The organism is Arthrobacter sp. OAP107 (assembly GCF_040546765.1).
In the GTDB taxonomy this organism is placed as follows: domain Bacteria; phylum Actinomycetota; class Actinomycetes; order Actinomycetales; family Micrococcaceae; genus Arthrobacter.
Map to the genome: position 1 here is coordinate 5,059,761 of NZ_JBEPOK010000001.1, position 17,208 is coordinate 5,076,968.

General features: G+C 61.3%; 13 protein-coding genes and 1 pseudogene. 9 read left to right on the plus strand and 5 right to left on the minus strand.

Annotated elements, in window-relative coordinates:
* Window positions 1-886 precede the first annotated feature (886 nt).
* Window positions 887-2,245, minus strand: a complete 1,359-nt coding sequence (locus tag ABIE00_RS23240) for an MFS transporter (protein WP_354262980.1) — start codon at window positions 2,243-2,245, stop codon at window positions 887-889.
* Between the two features lie 464 nt (window positions 2,246-2,709).
* On the opposite strand from ABIE00_RS23240, the gene ABIE00_RS23245 reads away from it, so the two are divergent.
* Window positions 2,710-3,231: a PCC domain-containing protein gene (locus ABIE00_RS23245; protein WP_354262981.1), complete on the plus strand. Its 522-nt coding sequence runs from the start codon at window positions 2,710-2,712 to the stop codon at window positions 3,229-3,231.
* Between the two features lie 359 nt (window positions 3,232-3,590).
* Here the strand turns inward: ABIE00_RS23245 and ABIE00_RS23250 are convergent, their stop codons facing one another.
* The gene (locus tag ABIE00_RS23250) at window positions 3,591-4,298 is read right to left on the minus strand and encodes a FadR/GntR family transcriptional regulator (RefSeq protein WP_354262982.1); all 708 of its coding nucleotides are present in this window, start codon (window positions 4,296-4,298) and stop codon (window positions 3,591-3,593) included.
* 257 nt (window positions 4,299-4,555) lie between these two features.
* On the opposite strand from ABIE00_RS23250, the gene ABIE00_RS23255 reads away from it, so the two are divergent.
* From ABIE00_RS23255 to ABIE00_RS23280, 6 genes are all read left to right on the plus strand, one after another.
* On the plus strand, window positions 4,556-5,371 hold the full coding sequence (locus ABIE00_RS23255; protein ID WP_354262983.1) for an SDR family NAD(P)-dependent oxidoreductase: 816 nt from the start codon (window positions 4,556-4,558) through the stop codon (window positions 5,369-5,371).
* A 121-nt stretch (window positions 5,372-5,492) separates the two neighbouring features.
* Entirely contained in the window at window positions 5,493-6,230 is a 738-nt protein-coding gene (locus ABIE00_RS23260) for a GntR family transcriptional regulator (RefSeq protein ID WP_354262984.1), read from the plus strand.
* A gap of 630 nt (window positions 6,231-6,860) precedes the next feature.
* Window positions 6,861-7,088, plus strand: coding sequence for a lipoyl domain-containing protein (locus ABIE00_RS23265; RefSeq protein ID WP_354262985.1), 228 nt, complete (start codon window positions 6,861-6,863; stop codon window positions 7,086-7,088).
* Window positions 7,089-7,090: 2 nt separating this feature from the next.
* On the plus strand, window positions 7,091-8,086 hold the full coding sequence (locus tag ABIE00_RS23270; protein WP_354262986.1) for a thiamine pyrophosphate-dependent dehydrogenase E1 component subunit alpha: 996 nt from the start codon (window positions 7,091-7,093) through the stop codon (window positions 8,084-8,086).
* A complete protein-coding gene (locus tag ABIE00_RS23275; RefSeq protein WP_354262987.1) occupies window positions 8,083-9,093 on the plus strand; it encodes an alpha-ketoacid dehydrogenase subunit beta in 1,011 nt (336 codons plus the stop codon). The genes ABIE00_RS23270 and ABIE00_RS23275 overlap by 4 nt, the downstream gene beginning before the upstream one ends.
* A gap of 192 nt (window positions 9,094-9,285) precedes the next feature.
* Window positions 9,286-10,011 carry a 2-oxo acid dehydrogenase subunit E2 gene (locus tag ABIE00_RS23280; protein ID WP_354262988.1) on the plus strand — a complete coding sequence of 242 codons (726 nt, stop codon included), beginning with the start codon at window positions 9,286-9,288 and terminating at the stop codon, window positions 10,009-10,011.
* Between the two features lie 1,096 nt (window positions 10,012-11,107).
* Here the strand turns inward: ABIE00_RS23280 and ABIE00_RS23285 are convergent.
* Window positions 11,108-11,560 (minus strand): annotated as a pseudogene (locus ABIE00_RS23285) (IS30 family transposase); the annotation flags it as partial.
* A 238-nt stretch (window positions 11,561-11,798) separates the two neighbouring features.
* Between ABIE00_RS23285 and ABIE00_RS23290 the strand changes: the two are divergent.
* Window positions 11,799-13,001, plus strand: coding sequence for an IS110 family RNA-guided transposase (locus tag ABIE00_RS23290; protein WP_354255535.1), 1,203 nt, complete (start codon window positions 11,799-11,801; stop codon window positions 12,999-13,001).
* Here the strand turns inward: ABIE00_RS23290 and ABIE00_RS26005 are convergent.
* Window positions 12,989-14,284: an IS30 family transposase gene (locus tag ABIE00_RS26005; protein WP_502914260.1), complete on the minus strand. Its 1,296-nt coding sequence runs from the start codon at window positions 14,282-14,284 to the stop codon at window positions 12,989-12,991. The genes ABIE00_RS23290 and ABIE00_RS26005 overlap by 13 nt on opposite strands.
* Before the next feature lie 471 nt (window positions 14,285-14,755).
* Here ABIE00_RS26005 and ABIE00_RS23300 point away from each other — a divergent pair, with 471 nt between their 5' ends.
* Window positions 14,756-15,835: an IS110 family RNA-guided transposase gene (locus ABIE00_RS23300; protein WP_354255506.1), complete on the plus strand. Its 1,080-nt coding sequence runs from the start codon at window positions 14,756-14,758 to the stop codon at window positions 15,833-15,835.
* Between the two features lie 334 nt (window positions 15,836-16,169).
* On the opposite strand, the gene ABIE00_RS23305 is transcribed toward ABIE00_RS23300, so the two are convergent.
* Window positions 16,170-17,135 carry an AEC family transporter gene (locus tag ABIE00_RS23305; protein ID WP_354262989.1) on the minus strand — a complete coding sequence of 322 codons (966 nt, stop codon included), beginning with the start codon at window positions 17,133-17,135 and terminating at the stop codon, window positions 16,170-16,172.
* Window positions 17,136-17,208 lie beyond the last annotated feature (73 nt).

The window sequence follows — 17,208 nt, forward strand, 5'->3', positions numbered from 1 at the left end:
TGCCCAGGCCGGGGTCGGATGACCGCGACGCCGGTCCGCCCGCAAACGACGACATGCCACCGTCACCCGCTTCCCGCGGCACGTCATCACTAAACCCAGTCTCAGAAACAAGCACACCCAAAGTGGCAGCGAACCAGGTTGACGGAATCATTATTATCGGCGTTCTAATACGGCCGGGGGGTGCCTGCGAAAGGGGCTGTTTCTGCCTGGATTTCGCGGCCCTTCCCTCAGGGCTCGGGAAGCCAAAACTGTTCAGACAACGTGCGGTTCACGGCGGAGATGTCCGCGAAGGCGGGGTCAAAAGGCGGATCCGGCTGGCAAAATCACTCAGGGCGCAACCAGCAAACCCGCGCCTGGACCAGCCCGCAGTTCGATCATGACGACCTGCTGATTTGCCCCACCCTTGTTGAACCGGGTTACCCCCGACCTGCCGCACGAAAATCCCCTTGAGATCGCCCATTCAAGGGCGTACTGTTAACACAGATCCCGGATCCTGGATCCAGGATCTGCAAAACTTCCGGATAATGAATGACGAGCAAATGAGAGGCAAGACCATGACACGGGAAGAAGCTTACGCACGGTGCCCGTCGGATTCATACGTTGAGTTCTATGGCGGCCGGTGGCTCGTCGTTCCGTTTGCCCCGGTTAAGCAACCGCAGTTCTTCGTCTGCTCCCCCGAGATTCTCCGGGGCCGTTAAGCCGCGCCTTGCCCTTCACTGGGCGGGCTGAGATTGTGGCACGGTCCGTCCACGCTCGAGGGCTGCGGTGGCGTACTGGAGCCGAGGGCGGTAATGCCTCTGGCGCCCCCTCCGGATGAGACAGGTCTCGGTATGGAGGGGGCGCCAGACTTTAGAGCCGTTGGATTGAGGCGTTCTGCGGGTACGTATTACCTGGAGAGCGCATTCGTTTCGATGTCCGTGGGGGTTCGCGCGGGAGCCGGTTCTGACCAGCGAGTAGTTCGCCTGGCGACGGCTGCGCAGACGAGGAAGAACCCGGCGATGACGAACATCCCGGCCGTGGTAGTTCCGGTTAGATCGCGAAGCCATCCAAAGATGTAAGGTCCGCCAAAGCCGCCTGCGTTGCCGATGACATTGATGAGGGCAAGTGCTGTCGCGGCTGCGACTCCGGTGAAGAACTTTGTGGGAAGCCCGAAGTACAGCGGTATGCCGGAGCAGACGCCCATGGCGGTAATCGTGATGCCAATTAGTGTGGCCAACGGCGATGTCGCCCATACTGCGATGAGAACGCCGGCGGCACCCATCAGCGCAGATATCGCCACATGTCCTGCGACTTCATTTTTCCGGCGGGAGTGGACGGACCAAAGGATGGTGAACACGGCTGCGAAGCCATAGGGAATGCCGGCGAGCATGCCGACTTCAAAGATGCTGTAGGTCACGCCAAACGTCTTCTGAAAACCGGCGATGACTGTTGGGAGGAAGAACCCAATCGCGTAAAGGCCAAACAGGAGGCCGAGGTAGCCGAGACCGAGCAGCCAGACTCTCCTGTCGGTCAGGACAGCACCGAACTTGTGCTGGACATAGTTGCTCTCCTCGGCTGCGAGGTCGCTAACAAGGAGGGCGCGTTCTTCGGGGCTCAGCCATTGCGCGTCGGTAGGCTTGTTGGTGAGATAGGAGTAGCAGATGATGCCGAGGATGACGGCCGGCGCACCGGTGATCAGGATCATGGCCCTCCAACCCTCCAGGCCGAAGAGCAGTTTGTCGCCCCATTGCACCAGCGCGCCCGCCAGCGGGGCACCGATGACCGAGGAAAGCGGAATGCCAACGAGGAAGAGCGCGAAGGCCTGTGCCCTGTCCTTCTGAACGAACCAGTAGGTCAGGTAAAGAAGAATCCCCGGACCGAATCCAGCCTCTGCCACACCAAGCAATACGCGAAGCACGTAAAGCTGCCACTCTTCCTGCACGAAGGCGGTCAGTGAAGCGCAAATGCCCCAGCTGATAAGGATGCGTGCTATCCACTGACGGGCACCGAAGCGATGCAGGGCCAGATTGCTCGGAACTTCCAGGAGAATGTAGCCGGCGAAAAAGATACCTGAGGCCAATCCAAAGGTTGTAGCTGTCAGGCCCAGTGATTCGTTCATGCCGTTGGGCCCGGCGAAGCTGATGTTGCTTCGGTCCAGATAGCTGATGAAATAGCACAGCATCAGGAAAGGCATGATGCGCCAGAGGACCTTCCGCCGCGTTCGTGCCCTTACAGCGGCTTCGTCTGACTTGTTTCGGATGACCACGTGATCTCCTCTTTGAGCTCTAAAGTGGGAATTTTGCTTGCGGCGGGCCGCTAAATGTTCTTGCTCGGTTGCTGCAGGTCGAAGTTTTCTCCTCCTCGAGCGGGAGGTTCTTGAACACGAACTCCGCCGCTCGACGCAGAGGACGGCAGCAGTTCCCGGGGTTTGTTAGGTTGCCGGCGCCAAAAGGCGCTCTCAAGCCGAGATATGACTTGAGGCCAGAGAAACGGTGCCCGTGGCGCAGATTGCACCAAGATTAGCGTTGGTATCACCAACTGTCTACAGTCCATCCATTTCTCCTTGGGTGGACGTCCGCATGTTGACGGCCGGTCGTCCCGTGGCTACTGTCGTCGAGTTGGTACTACCAACAACGGAATATGCTCACACCATTCAACAGGGCCATAATCCTGCATCGTCACAAGCGGTGTCGGACCGTTCCCGCGGGCCGTCCAGATCGGAAATTACGCATGATAGTCAGCAAAGACGCGACGTTCGTAAGCCTCAGAGTGGGCCCGGGCGAGAATCTCCTAACAGCCTTGAATGCCGTCCTCGACGAACAGCACTCCAACGGGGGTGCTCTGGTGGCTGCTGCCGGAAGCCTTGAATTTCTTCGGTACTCGGTTGTCAAGCCTGATGAAGAAAATGTCCCTCGCTATACCGAGATCATCGAGGAATCGGGCGCCATTGAACTCACCGGCCTTCAGGGCCACCTCGGCCGTGAGGCGAATGGCAGCCCCACCTCACACCTGCACGGCACCTTCGCCCTTGACGACGGCAGCGTTCGCGCCGGTCATGTTTTCGACGCACGCGCGCTCGTGACGGTAGAGCTGACGGTTCTGCTCTGCGGGGATCTGATCTGGCAGCGATCCACGGTGAAGTACGGCGATGATAAGGAGATGCCTGTCCTTCTTCCGTCCCGGGCGCTGCCGCGCCATTCGCGCCCGCGGGTTCACTACACAGAGGCCACGCTGACCTATTCCTCGCCCTAAAAACCCACGCCTGGGACGAGCCTCACTCCAGAGAAATGCATTGCTGGACTCCCGTTTAACCACGGCGTGCAAGCCGTTGCTGCACAGATGCCTACCTGGCCGGGCCTACGCCACAAGCAAAATACCCGAAAGTGCGGGAGAGCGGACACATCCAGCCCGCCGACCGTCAAAGGAGCCCATAAGGCGCCGACCCTAGCCGCAACGCGGCAAGACCCCTGATTCTGCCGATCCGACAGGAACAGGGGTCTTGCTGTCCGATGTGCTGCTCACCACTCCCGCAGCCAAAAGTTTCTACGGTCCCCACCACCGTGGTGGCCTGCACTAGTCTGAGTCCGGAAAGCAGAGGGGCGGTGCAGCGGCTAGGACACTTTGGCGTCGCGATCTCCTGTGACCTCAGAGGCTTCTTCCTCCACATCCAAAGAATCGATCCGCTCGAAGTGACGGTCCATGGCAGCCATTGCCATGGCTGGATCCTTCGCTTTGACTGCTTCAAGAATCTCCCGGTGGAGCAAGCGCATTTCATCCACGTCATTCGCCAGGCGGAGCATTCGCGCGCGTCGGGCACTCACTGAGCCGGCAATAAGGTCACCTACCGCGGAGGAGAAGAACATCAGGGCAGGGTCCCCGGAAGCCTGGAAGATAGCTTGGTGGAAGGCCAGGTCAGCGGCATAAAGGTCGTCCGGGTCGGAGGACTTTTCCATCCGCATGACTGCTTCCTCTGCGTGGGCGACAGGCACAGGTTTGAAGTCTTCGGCGGCCATCTTGACGGCTTGGCGCTCCAGAGCGACCCGTACAGGCTGGAATGCTGATGCCGACGAGAGGGTGGACGAGTGCAAGCCGATCTTCAATGCTGCTGCCACATCCCCTGGCTTGACCGTCCGCGTGTACGTCCCGGCAGCGCCCCTTCGCTCCAAAGCACCCATGGCTTCCAACATCCTGAGCCGGTGACGCAAGGCTGTGCGTGACGTCCCCCAAAGGGCCACCAGCTCCCGTTCGGAGGGTATTCGCTGATCGGGCCCCGCTTTGTCCATCAGGGTCAACAGCCTTGCGAGAAGATCGTCTTCCACTTTGCTCCCATCCTTGTGGGCGTCCAAGATGCCCTTGGCGATACCAAACGAGGTCGGCATCCGTCTATAGGCTCCAATGGTACTTGTACACCCCCGCCCTGTCTCTTGACACCGCCTGCTTGGTGATACCAAAATGTAGATGATGGATCCAGGATCCACGGATTCGGCTTAAGGCGGGGATTGCGCGGGCCAGCTCAGTTGCATGGGTTCGCGAAGTAACCGTCATCAGTAACAGCAGAAACGACAAAGGAGACGTAATGGCAGAACGTATGGCAGGGAAGACGGTCATCATCTTCGGGGGCGGATCGGTCGGCGGCGAGATTAACAACGGGCTCGCTGCAGCGTTGACCTATGCAGAAGCAGGGGCAAATGTTTTCGTCGTCGATGCGTCCGATGCCGCCGTTGCCGGGGCCCTCGGAAAACTGGCGGAGTACCGGGATCTGAAGGACCTGCCGATTTCCTTTGGCGGCGCGGTCGCTGATGTATCAGACAGCGAAGCTGTCGAGGCCTCTGTTCGAGAATGTGTCGCTGCGGTCGGCAAGCCGAATGTGTTGCACAATAACGTCGGCATCGCCAGAATGGGCGGGCCCATCGAGATGAGCCTGGAGGAGTGGGACTTGGTAATGCGGGTCAACCTCACCAGTGCTTTCATCACGACGAAGCATGTGCTGCCGTTATTCCTTGAACAAGGCCACGGCAGCATCGTTAATATCGCATCCGTGGGCGGTATGCGTTACCTGGGATACAACTACCCGAGCTATTCGGCAACCAAGGGAGGAATGATCCAGTTCACTGTCAATCTCGCCCTGGAATACGCAAGCAAGGGAATTCGCGCTAACGCTGTGGCCCCTGGCTTCATTGAAACCCCGATGATGTACAAGCAGATCGCCGGGAACTACAGTTCCGTGGAAGAAATGCTGGAGGCCCGTCACGCTCTCAGCCCGACCGGAAAAATGGGCACCTCGTGGGACGTGGCACAGGCGGCGCTGTTCCTGGCCTCGGACGAGTCGAAATACGTTAACGGCGTATGCCTGCCAGTTGACGGAGGTCTAACGGCAGCCGTTGGACACTGACCTGTAGGGGGGACGTGCCCTTCTGGTCCCGCCGCGTCCAGAAGCAGGATCCCGGATCCCCCGTAGAATGGGTTAACGAAGTGCTGAACCTGGTCAGGTGGTATCAAGGAAGCCGTTTGCGATGAAGGAAGTAGAAATGTCATTGGGCGATGCAGTGCAGAATTCAGATCTTAGCTTGACTACATCTCCTGCTCTGGCAGAAATTCCGGCCCGGGACGCGTCCACGTTGGTGCGTTTGGTGCGTGACCGGTTGCGCTTGGCTGTTGCCCGTGACGAGCTTCCCTCGGGAACCCGATTGAACCAGGAGCAGGTCGCCAGCCAACTCGGGGTGAGCCGCATGCCTGTTCGCGCAGCCATCAGCGAGTTGGTCGCTGAGGGGCTTCTCGAGCGGCTCCCCGCAGGCGGGGTGGCGGTGCGCCCTCTGTCAGCAAAGGATGTGACTGACGTTTATGAGATCCGGCAAGCGCTGGAGTCCCAGGCTGTGCGTCATGTGGCAACCTTTCGTCCTGAGGACGGGATAGCGCAGATCCAGCACGTTCTCGATAAGCACCAGGGCAAGGTGGCCGGCTACGATGCCGCACAGCTGCTGGAAGTCGATCGGGAATTCCACATGTCGATCATGGCCGCTACCGGTAACAACCAGTTCCAAAAGGTTGTAGTCCCCGTCTGGTCCGTCGTTGAACGGGCCATGTTCCGGATGCTGACCATGCCGGACGTTGCGGCGATCGCCTGGGATGAACACCAGATGATCGCGGCTGCTATTTTCGCCGGTGATGCCGACCTCGCTGAAAAGCGACTGAGGCAGCACCTGGAGAATGGTTCGGCTCAGCTTGCCAAGTTCATATCGGGGACCGAATAGGGAGTGCTCTCCTCCATCAGTCGGCAGGATGAGAAGCAGCCTGGGGAACTCGGGCGGGACCTCACCTCCCGGAAGTAGGAGTTTCGCCAGCTCGGAGAATTGAAAGCTCACCTCGTGGAGCGACGTTCCGGCCGAAACCGCCCGGCGACATTCAGGCTTCCCCCGTGAACGGAAGCCGTCCGCCACGGGTGCTGACGAGGTCAGCAGCCGACTGCCTGGGATCCTGCAGCATGGGCCACCATCTCATTCGCAGACCGCTGCTGCAGCATCGGCAAAGGCTTTCGGGGATCGTCCCTGCAGTCGGGAGCTTCCAAAGAGGCCTGTTCGCCGCCACCAGCCAGGCTTGAAATCACCACGCACCGCCCTGTCAGAGTCGTTTTAATTCCGCGCTGACTATGCGTGGAAAGCCCGCATCGCCCATGCCAGGGGGGCGCCCGCGTGCGGTCGCCACACCCCTTATAAGTGCTCTGCCCGGCCTGCGTAAACGTCCGCCGGCACTGACGGACCCCTCCCCCACTTACTGTGCGGGGCAGAAATTTCCCCTCACACCCTATTTCAGGCAGGCCATTGACAGACTCGTCTTGGTACTACCATGATTGTTTAGGGAAACACCAACGAAAGGATTCTATTGTGGATGTCACAGTGGGCCAGGAGCTCCTGGGAACCGAAACCGAAGCCGACCTGAGCGAATGGCTCGTCGAGGACGGCAGCGAGGTTACTGAAGGCCAGGCCATTGCAGAGCTCGAGACCTCCAAGGTTCAGGTCGAGGTCTTATCGCCTGCCAGCGGAACTATCTCGTATGTCGCCGCTGAGGGCGACGTTGTCGAGCCCGAGATGGTTATCGCGAGGGTGAATTGACGATGACTATTGAACTGACGGCAACTGAAGTGTTCGACCTGCGCAACGACGGACCAGCGGCACTGGAATTGATGAGCACAATCCGGGAATTCGAGTCCCGTCTGCCGGGCTATTCCGAGGAGGGCCTTATCAGGGGCTCCACGCACCCTTCCGTTGGCATGGAAGCCGTGGCCGTGGGTGTATCCCGTGTCCTGCGGGACTCCGACAGCGTCGCCAGCAACCATCGGGGGCACGCGCATTGCCTGGCCAAGGGGGCGGACGCGGGACGGACCCTTGCAGAGATCCTGGGCCGTCGCGACGGATACTGCGGCGGCAAAGGCGGCTCCATGCACATTGGAGTCAAGGAGCTGGGCCTCTTGGGCACCAATGGCATTGTCGGAGCCGGCATCGGGCTCGCCACCGGTGCCGCTCTCGCGGCGCAGTCCCAGGGAACCGACAATGTAGCCGTTGCCTATTTTGGTGACGGCGCCACAAATCAGGGCGTGCTGGCCGAAGCATTTAATCTTGCCGCCATCTGGAATCTTCCCGTGGTGTTTGTGTGCGAAAACAACCACTTCGCGCAATCCGCCACCTTGGAGGAGATGGTAGCCCAACCGGAGCTGCGCCGACGCGGCGAAGCCTACGGCGTGCCATCTGTCGACGTTGACGGCATGGATGTCGAAGCTGTCAGCAACGCCGCCGCAGCAGCCGTCCATCGCGCCCGCACGGGTCAAGGGCCGACGTTCATTGTCGCCGACACGTACCGGTACCTGGGCCACATGGCCGGTGACACGGAAATCTACCGGACCGCCGAGCAGGTGGAGCAATGGAAAGGCCGTGACCCGATCGCGCGGCTTGCCAAGAAGCTGTTGGAGTCCAAGGTCCTGGATGAGGCGGAACTGCAGGCTATAGCCGCCTCCGCCGTCTCAGCAGTCGACACTGCCGAGGCGTTCGCCAAGGCCTCACCTTACCCCGACGTCACGTCAGCCTTCACTCAAGTCAGCGAGGACAACCGATGAATAAGCCAGCTCAGCAGTTGACCATCTGGCGTGCGCTCAACGCTGCACTACACGATGAGTTCACCGAGGACCCGTCCACGATCATTATGGGTGAGGACCTCACGACGTGGGGTACCGGCGGCGGCATTTACGGCGTGACCCGAAAAATGGCGGAAGTATTCGGCAAGGAACGCGTCCGTGACACCCCGATCAGCGAAGAAGCTCTGATCTCCGCTGGTGCCGGGGCCGCTATGGCCGGCACCAGGACCATTGTGGAGATCATGTACTCCGACTTCATGCTGCTTGGAGCAGACGGCCTGATCAACCAGGCGGCCAAATCGCGGTACATGTTCGGCGGACAGTTCTCTACGCCGCTTGTGGTTCGAAGCAACGGCGGATCCGGCATCGGTAAAGCCGCACAGCATTCGCAGTCGCTGGAAACGCTCTATGCCCATATCCCCGGGCTCGAGGTGGTCGTCCCCGGAACGGCGAACGACGCCTATGGCTTGCTGCGCAGCGCCATCAAGAGCAACAACCCGACCATCTTCCTGGAGCACAAGGCTCTGTACTATGACAAAGGCCCGGTGACCAAAGAACTCATCCCCCTGGGCAAAGCCCGGGTAGCGCGTGAGGGCAAAGATCTCACCATCGTCGCCACCCAGCTGATGACCAAGCGGGCTCTTGAAGCCGCGGACGTTCTCAGCGCCCAAGGCGTCGAGGTGGAAATCATCGATCCGCGGACCCTGTACCCCTTTGACATGGACACCGTCTTCACCTCAGTCCGCAAGACCCGGCACCTTCTGGTCGTGCATGAAGCCGTCCGCGATTTCGGGTGGGGAGGCGAATTCATCAGCAACACCGTGCAGGAATGCTGGGGGGAACTCGACGCGGCGCCGCGGCGCCTTGGTGCGGCCCGCGCCCCGATCCCCTACTCCGAAGAGCTCGAAAGCGCCGTGGTTCCCTCCGCCCAGGACATCGTGGCTGAGGCGCTGGCAACGGTCGCGGACCACAAGAAGCAACTGGTCTGAATCAGGGCTCACGGACAGCAGCACCAGCCCCGACGTCCGGGCTGTGCGCCACAACCCGTGAGTGGCGCACAGCCCGGATCAGGAGTCCTGGCGGGACCGGCATTTTGCTGCGGACATTACATCCATAAAGTCGACAACAGAACGAACCGATGCAGGAGCCGGCCCTGCCGGTAGCGTAGGGAGCGATACATAGTGCAAGACACCGAGACTACGACCCCGGAGATCATCAAAATCCGGGGCGCCCGCAAGATCACCGCCCAACGAATGCGGGCCTCTCTCCAGGAGACGGCGCAGGTAACACTCACCCGATACGCCGACGCAACACAGGTACTTTCCCTTCGTTCAGATCTCAAGACCCGGAACACGGATGACCCGGACACCGCAAGTCCCACGGTCAATGACATCATCATGTTCTGCATGTCGCGGGTACTGGCGAACCACCCGGAAATCAACGCCCGTTTCAGCCCGGACGGGATAGAACGCCATGCCACTGTCAATCTGGGATTCGCCGTTGACACGGGCAAGGCTCTCCTTGTCCCGGTCATTCACGGTGCGAATGCTCTGAGCCTGCCCCAACTCGCACGACGTAGCAAAGAACTGGTCACGCTCGCCAAGACCGGAAAGATCACGGCGGACGACATGACGGGCGGAACCTTCACGGTATCCAATTTGGGCGGCCTCGGCATCCACTGGTTCACACCTGTACTTAACGCCCCCGAGGTTGGCATCCTGGGCATCGGCTCCGTTCACACCGCCTTCCCGGGAAGCCCTCCACAGCTTCCCCTGTCCTTGACCTTCGACCATCAGGCCCTTGACGGTGCAGCCGCAGCGGGAGTGCTGGCCGGAGCTGCCGGCGCCATCGAGGACGCGTTGGCCCTGGTCGCGGAAGCTGACGAGGCAGCGAGTCAGAAAGTCTGAGGCAGGGAGCTGGGCGACCTGGCAGGCAGCCACCACAGACAGCCTGCCAGTAGGTCGTGCTGTCTGTCCGTCATCCGCAATTGCTGGCTAATTAGTCAGCATCCTCACCTCGGGCGTCGTATTATGCGGTCCGCCCAGGGGGAATCCAGCCAAAGGGATCCCGACTGATGCCCCTCACCTTGAGCCGGCGTCCGCCCCCCGGGCCAGAGACGGCCACCAAATAAAGTGCTCCCCGGAAGTCAGGACTGAGATGTTCAGTCCTGACTTCCGGGGGCCACTTTTATCCATGCGTGGCCGCCGGAGTGGTTGGAGAAGGGTTATCGCAATGCGGTGACAGCCAGCTCGCGGGAGAATCCATGGCCCGGGAGCGCGCTGAGCAAGCCACAAGTCGTGGTGCTTTTCGAATTCAAGCTCGCACCGGTGGACGGTTCCGCCTGGCGAGAATCCGCGGATCTAGCTTGCAGTGCTTGGCTTGATCTCGGTGACAAAATCACCTCAGGTGCTCTCGGTGGAATCGTGTAACGCAACGATGTCGTGCTTGATACATCTTCGCGGCTCGCCTGCCGCTCAGGTGTGGCTCTGATCTGTGCTTCGCGACATGGAATGCCTACAGCTCTGCGGGCAGATCGGCCGCGAATCCCGTTCACTGTGTCACCGTTACGGCAGCATCCCATGCCGAGCGGGTCCGCCTTTTCAGCCGTGCCATGGCCGGGATGCAGCACCCGGCATTTTCGCTTCAAAACGCCTCCAGCCGGTCTCGGGGACCGCTCGGCTGGTGTCGAACTGGGCCGGATCGCCACTCACGCAGCTGGCGCGTGCGGTCAGCTTCACCTGCGGATGGGCGTGCGGCTGTTCCCTGCCGAACCTTGTTATCGGGCAATCCTGATCCTGCAGTGAAGTGACCAGCAACTGAAGCTGAGGCCGAGAGAGCGGGAAAGTCAGGAAGCTGCACAGCCGTCGGCCCTGCCCCGACCCCCGCCACACCACAAGGGAGCTGTCCGCAGAACATGGTGTTAGCGGCCATGAAAAACTGCCCGTAGATGGCCATGGAATTGCCCGCTGAGGCGGATTCCAGGGGTCGATGCAACACCCGAGGTCAGCTGGCTATCAGTAAATCACGAAGACGCTCGGCGGGTGTGTCCCAGGCGAGTGTTTCGCGTGGTCGTGCGTTGAGTTCTTGAGCGACGTGTTCGAGGTCCTCGGGCCCGTAGACGCTCAGGTCGGTGCCTTTGGGGAAGTATTGGCGTAGCAGTCCGTTGGTGTTTTCGTTGGACCCTCGCTGCCATGGGCTGGCAGGGTCGCAGAAGTAGACGTCCATGTCGGTGGCGAGGCTGAACGCGCCGTGCTTAGCCATTTCGGCGCCTTGGTCCCAAGTGAGGGATCCGCGCAGGTGCGAGGGCAGGGTTCCCATGGTCTTGATCAGCCCGTCTCGGACTGATTCCGCGGTGTGGTCCACCGGTAGGTGCACCAGCATCACATAGCGCGTGGTGCGTTCCACGAGAGTTGCGATCGCGGACTGGTTCTGCGTGCCGGTTATTAAATCACCCTCCTTACGGTGTTGTTGTGGGTGATTTCGGAGCTGTCGTAGTGTTTCGATCACCCTCGGGCGGCGGGCATGGCAGAGATCGCCCTGCCGCTTGGACGGCTCACTGGGAATGGCCGCCCGCTGCCCGCCGATGACTCGACCGCTGATTGAGACTTACGACATTGATCGTTGGGTAAGGACGTGCCGGCGTGGTTATCGACAGGGCCAACGGAAATTGGAGCTGATCGAAGGGACCTAAGATATGCCGGCAATCTGGGTAGGAATCGACTCGGGCAAAAGAGCCCATCATTGCGTCGTGATCGATCAAACGGGAACGGTACTGCTCTCGAAACGGGTCGAAAACGACGAGACCGTGCTCCTCGAGCTCATAGCCACGATTGCTGACATTGCGGCCGGCGGTGAAGTCTGTTGGGCCACTGATCTGAACGCCGGCGGCGCCGCGCTGCTGATTGAGTTGTTGGCAGCGCATGCACAGAAGCTGCTCTATATCCCCGGACGGATCGTGCATCACGCCGCAGCAACTTACCGCGGGGATGGCAAGACCGACGCGAAAGACGCTCGGATCATCGCTGACCAAGCGCGGATGCGCACCGACCTCCAACCCGTTCGCGGCGCGGACCAGATAAGCGTGGACCTGCGGCTCCTGACCGCCCGCCGCACGGATCTGATCTGCGACCGTGTCAGGGCGATCAACCGGCTCCGTGCCACTCTGCTGGAGTACTTCCCTGCGCTCGAGCGTGCGTTCGATTACTCAAAGAAAGCGCCCCTCATCCTTCTCGGTCGCTACCAGACCCCCGAGGGCATCCGGCGGACAGGCCTGACCCGGCTCACCGGCTGGCTGAAGAAGCGCGGCTGCCGGAACAGTGCCAAGATGGCCGAGAAAGCCCTAATAGCCGCGAACTCCCAGCACACCGTCCTCCCAACCCAGACCACAGGCTCTGCCCTGGTCGCCCGGCTGGCCGAGCAGATCAGCACTCTCGATGCAGAAATCGACGACGTCGACGCCCAAATCACCGAGCTGTTCCGGCAGCACGACAGCGCCGATGTTCTGCTGAGCATGCCCGGTTTCGGGCCCGTTCTTGCAGCGACTTTCCTCGCGAGCATTGGCGGCAACCTGGACGCGTTCGAATCCGTCGACCGGCTCGCCAGCGTCGCGGGCCTGGCCCCGGTCCCACGTGATTCCGGACGGATCAGCGGAAATCTGCACCGGCCGCGTCGCTTCAACCGCAGACTCCTGCGAACCTGTTACCTCGCCGCCCTCTCCAGCCTGAAAAACAGCCCGGCCTCGCGAATCTACTACGACCGGAAGCGCGGAGAAGGAAAGTCCCATAAACAGGCCCTCATCGCCCTCGCCCGGCGCCGCATCAACGTCCTCTGGGCCATGCTCCGCGACCACACCCCCTACCAGGAACCAATCCCAAGAATCGGCGCTCAAGCGGCTTGACAGAAACATTGAGATTCCCAGTGGCCCGGGACTGCGCGGTCTTCGATTTCGGCGGGGCGTTCGGAAATGTTGATCATCGGGTCCCGAAAGCGGCTGGTCCGTTCTTCGGGGTTCTTGTGCTGCTTGCGGCGGGTGCGTCCGGTTCGCAGCGCCTCCTTGACCTCGCGTTTGAGTCCGCCGCGGGCCTGGAGGTAGAGGGCCTGATAGATCGTTTCGTGGCTCACGCGCATGACAGGGTCATCGGGGAATTCCTTGATCAGCGAGCGGGAAATCTGTTGCGGGGACCAGCGCGTAAGCAGCTTGGTTTTCACGTAGTCGTGCAGTTTCCCCGGTTCTGCCAGCTTACTGGCCTTGGGCCGTGCGCGGGCGGCGGTGGCGGCCCGGTGGGCTCCATAGGGCAGGTAGCCCAGTACCGGGTGGCTGTTGCGTTTGATCTCCCGGCTGATTGATCCCTGGTTCCTGCCAAGGTCCCGGGCGATAGCCCGGATTGACCCGCCCTTGGCCAGCTGGTCCGCGATTCTCTCGCGCTCCGGCAGGGACAAGTAGCGGGCGCTGATGGGCTGTTCCAGTGCTTCCAAGGCCACCGGGAGGGGCACAGGCGCCGCTGCTGCTGTCGTCAGCTCCGGGGCCGTCGCGGTGGCCAGGGGGTCCGCGCAAGTCGTCTTCACCTCCTGTTTATACGGCAGATCCGGGGTATGGCCGTCTGGAGCGGCCGTGTCACTGGGCCCGGCGGCATGCTTCCGGTCCCAGTGGTAGGAGCTTGGCTTGCTGGCCCCGACCGCCCGGGCAGCGTCCCTTCGATTCACGCCCTGTTGGCGCAGGCGCAGGTAGTGAAGCTGCTTCTCTGACGGGCGTTGCGGGCTGACGGAGACCAGGCCGGCATCGGTGGCCCAATTGGAGCATGTGGAATGGTTCAGGCCGAGCTGTCTGGCGGCTACGCTGACGCTGCCAACGTCGCGCAGCACGCCCAGGAACTCCTCAATCACCGCCTGTGAGTAGCGCTGCGCCGGACCGGCGTTCACCGATCGATTGGTCGATGGCTTCGTGGGCGCCGGATTTATCCGGCCTGCCCACGTGTTCGCGGTGCTGGTATTCAACCCCAGTTCTCTGGCCGCTCCGGCGATGTTGCCGGTCCGATCCAGAACGGCGTGGAACTGGTCTTTGTCAGCCTGCGTGTACTGGCGCTTTCGTCTGATCCCGGCCGCGTTCGCCCACTTCTGGCACGTGCTTCTGTTGAGTCCAAGTTCCTTGGCTGCCTTGGCGACGGTTCCTAACCGCGTCACGGCTGAAAGGAACTCCTGTCTCTGAGCGGCGGTATGGGACTGTTGCCGCCGCGTCCCGGGTGCTCCGGCAGGGCGGACCGATCTCTCTGTTTGAGGCGATTTCTTCGTCGAGGAAGAACTGTTTCCTGTGAGTGATTCCATGGTGTTGCAACTCCCGATTTTTCGGGGGTGTTGCAACTGTGAGAGTTGTTTGTAGCTGGTCTGGGACTGGCTGGCAGGATAAATATCGGCCGCTCCACCCCGTGGACGTGACTCATGTTGCAACTGACCCCAGGTGTCATTCGATCGACTTGTCCGTCCATCGGGGTGGTCCGGCCGGCACGCGTCCTGCCCACCTCGGTAGCTTGATCAGAAGATTGTCCGCCCGCTGCGGGGCGTGACCCCTCACAGTGCTGTTCCTTTGGTGACCTCGACCCGGACTGGTGCCGGCCGGTGACGGCCATGATCACATCCGTGAAGAGGAAGGTACCAATGACCGCCATGTCTATCGTCGCGCACGCCCACCCATTTGTCGTGGGTGTCGACACGCACGCCCGAAACCACGTCTACGCTATCCTCGACGCCACCCACGGCGGACTCCTGGACACGCAGTCATTCCCCACCACCGCAGCCGGGATCAATCGGGCCATCAAATGGGTCGCACGCCGCACCAACGCCGACGCCGACACCCTCTGGGTCATCGAAGGAGCCGCATCCTACGGCGCGATCCTCGCCGGCACCGCGGCAACCCACGGATTCCCAGTCGCCGAGGCGCCGCGCATGGATGCCAAGAAGCGCCGCGGCGTGGGCAAGTCCGATGCCCTGGACGCCCACCGGATCGCCATGGCCGTTCTGCCACTGCCGGTGGACAAGCTGCGCCGACCACGCCTTCATGACGGGGTCCGCCAAGGCGTGCGGATCCTGGTCACGGCGCGGGGATCGATGAGCAAGGACCGGACCCGGTCGGTCAACGCGCTCAACGCACTTGTGCGCGGCAACGACCTGGGCATCGATGCCCGCCAGAAGCTCACAAACGCCCAGATCACCGAGGTCTCAAAGTGGCGTACCCGCGAGGAAGAGCTTTCCTTGTCCATCGCCCGTGCCGAGGCCGTGCGGCTGGCCAAACACGTCCTGGCGCTGGACGAGCAACTCACGCTCAACGAGAACCAGCTGGACGATCTGGTGAAGGTCAGCGAGGCCGCGCCGTTGCTGGAGGAGACGGGGTTCAGGGCGATCAGCGCTGCGAAGTGCCTCGCCGCGTGGTCGCACGAAGGCAGGGTCCGTAACGAGGCAGCATTTGCCTCCCTGGCTGGGGTAAACCCGATCCCCGCGTCCTCCGGGAACACTGTCCGGCACCGATTGAACCGAGGTGGTGACCGGTCCCTGAACAGTGCCTTGCACATGGTCGCGATCGTCAGGATGACCCATGACGGCGAAACCCGCGAGTACGTGCAGAAGCGACGCGCCGAGGGTCGTACGGACAAGGAAATTCGTCGTTGCATCAAACGCTATCTGGCCCGCCGCGTCTACCGCGCGTTCAGCGCGGCGACAATAGGGATGAACGCGGCTTGACAGACATAGAAGAGTCGATCGCTAGAACTCGCCCAGCGGGCAGAAATGCTGGCCGTCTACGGGCAATTCTCAATGGCCGTTGACAACATGGCCCGCCGGGGTGGCGGCATTGCTGACGTGGATGCAGCAGTCGACGCCGGACGCCCATCATCACGGTCGTCGTGAAGGGTAATCGCTGCGCCAGCCCGCTTATCTTGGTGTGGATAGGGGCCAAACTTAGGCTTCATTGTTGATGCGATTCCCGCGACGGCGCGGTTCATCCGTGGGCAAGGGGCCGGGTCTGGACAACTCGCTCTGCTTCCCTTGTCGCATAGCCCGGGGATGGGTCCAGCGGTTAGGTGAATACCTGTGCTGCCAGGGGGAGGGTGAGGATGCCCAGAATGTTGGTAACGAGGATGACCGCAGCCACTGTTCTGCCCTCCCCGCCGCTGGCTTGTGATAGGACGAAAGCAGTCGCGGAGGTCGGCATTCCTGCCATCAGCACCAGAGTGATTAGCCATGAATGAGGCATGTCCGGTGCAGTGAGGAATACGGCACCGGCAGTAATAGCCGGCAGGAGCACCAGCTTTCCGGTCGATGCCAACCAGACCGGTGCCAGCCGCAGCTCTCCGGCGCGAAACACGGCGAACGCACCTCTTAGCGTCAGCCCGATAGCGAAGAGCGCGCCGGGGGCTGCGGCTCCGGCCAACATGTGTGCGAAGTCCATAAGAGGCGGGAAAACTTCGATCCGAATCACGCTGACCGACACACCGAGCGCAATGGCCCAAATGATTGGACTTCGTACTATCGCTTTTGTGATCGTTGCACCGGCTGCCCGCCATTTGCTTGACGAGGCTTCTCGTGACGTGAAAAGCATCTCGTGGGCCAGCGGATACCCAAGCACGAATATTAGGTTATGGAGGAGTTGGGCCAGCACCGTCGGTAGGCCGCCGGCGGGCCCCAGGATGCCAAGCATCACCGGAATACCGAGGTATGAGACGTTGCCGTATGTTGCCGCCAGGGATGCTGCGACGCTGCCGTTCAAGTCCCTCCGGGAAGTCAGCCAAAATATGCCGAAGGCTATTAAGGAGAAAGCAATGGTTGGTACGAGGACCAGAGCAGGAAATGCCCGGGGTACGCCTTGGCTCAGGTCGGCGTCGGCGCTGACGACAAAGAGGAGGGCGGGGAGTGCGACGTAGAAAACAAAGGCATTGAGGGCCGGTTCAGCGTTGGCTTGGAACTTGCGTCCGTAACTGGCCAGGTACCCGATAAGTATTCCCAAAAAGAGAGGGAGGACCTTGAGGAACACGTCAATGAGCATGGGCACCTTCGGATGGCAGCGGTACGCCTGAGGAGGCGCTTAAACGGAAGCTCCTTCTCCCGGCATGCAATGG

What these genes read in the sequence shown, in the direction of transcription:
- ABIE00_RS23245 (WP_354262981.1), top strand. Translation starts at nt 2,710, where the DNA reads ATGATAGTCAGCAAAGACGCGACGTTCGTAAGCCTCAGAGTGGGCCCG.
- ABIE00_RS23255 (WP_354262983.1), top strand. Translation starts at nt 4,556, where the DNA reads ATGGCAGAACGTATGGCAGGGAAGACGGTCATCATCTTCGGGGGCGGA.
- ABIE00_RS23300 (WP_354255506.1), top strand. Translation starts at nt 14,756, where the DNA reads ATGACCGCCATGTCTATCGTCGCGCACGCCCACCCATTTGTCGTGGGT.
- ABIE00_RS23275 (WP_354262987.1), top strand. Translation starts at nt 8,083, where the DNA reads ATGAATAAGCCAGCTCAGCAGTTGACCATCTGGCGTGCGCTCAACGCT.
- ABIE00_RS23290 (WP_354255535.1), top strand. Translation starts at nt 11,799, where the DNA reads ATGCCGGCAATCTGGGTAGGAATCGACTCGGGCAAAAGAGCCCATCAT.
- ABIE00_RS23305 (WP_354262989.1), bottom strand. Translation starts at nt 17,135, where the DNA reads ATGCTCATTGACGTGTTCCTCAAGGTCCTCCCTCTCTTTTTGGGAATA.
- ABIE00_RS23260 (WP_354262984.1), top strand. Translation starts at nt 5,493, where the DNA reads ATGAAGGAAGTAGAAATGTCATTGGGCGATGCAGTGCAGAATTCAGAT.
- ABIE00_RS23270 (WP_354262986.1), top strand. Translation starts at nt 7,091, where the DNA reads ATGACTATTGAACTGACGGCAACTGAAGTGTTCGACCTGCGCAACGAC.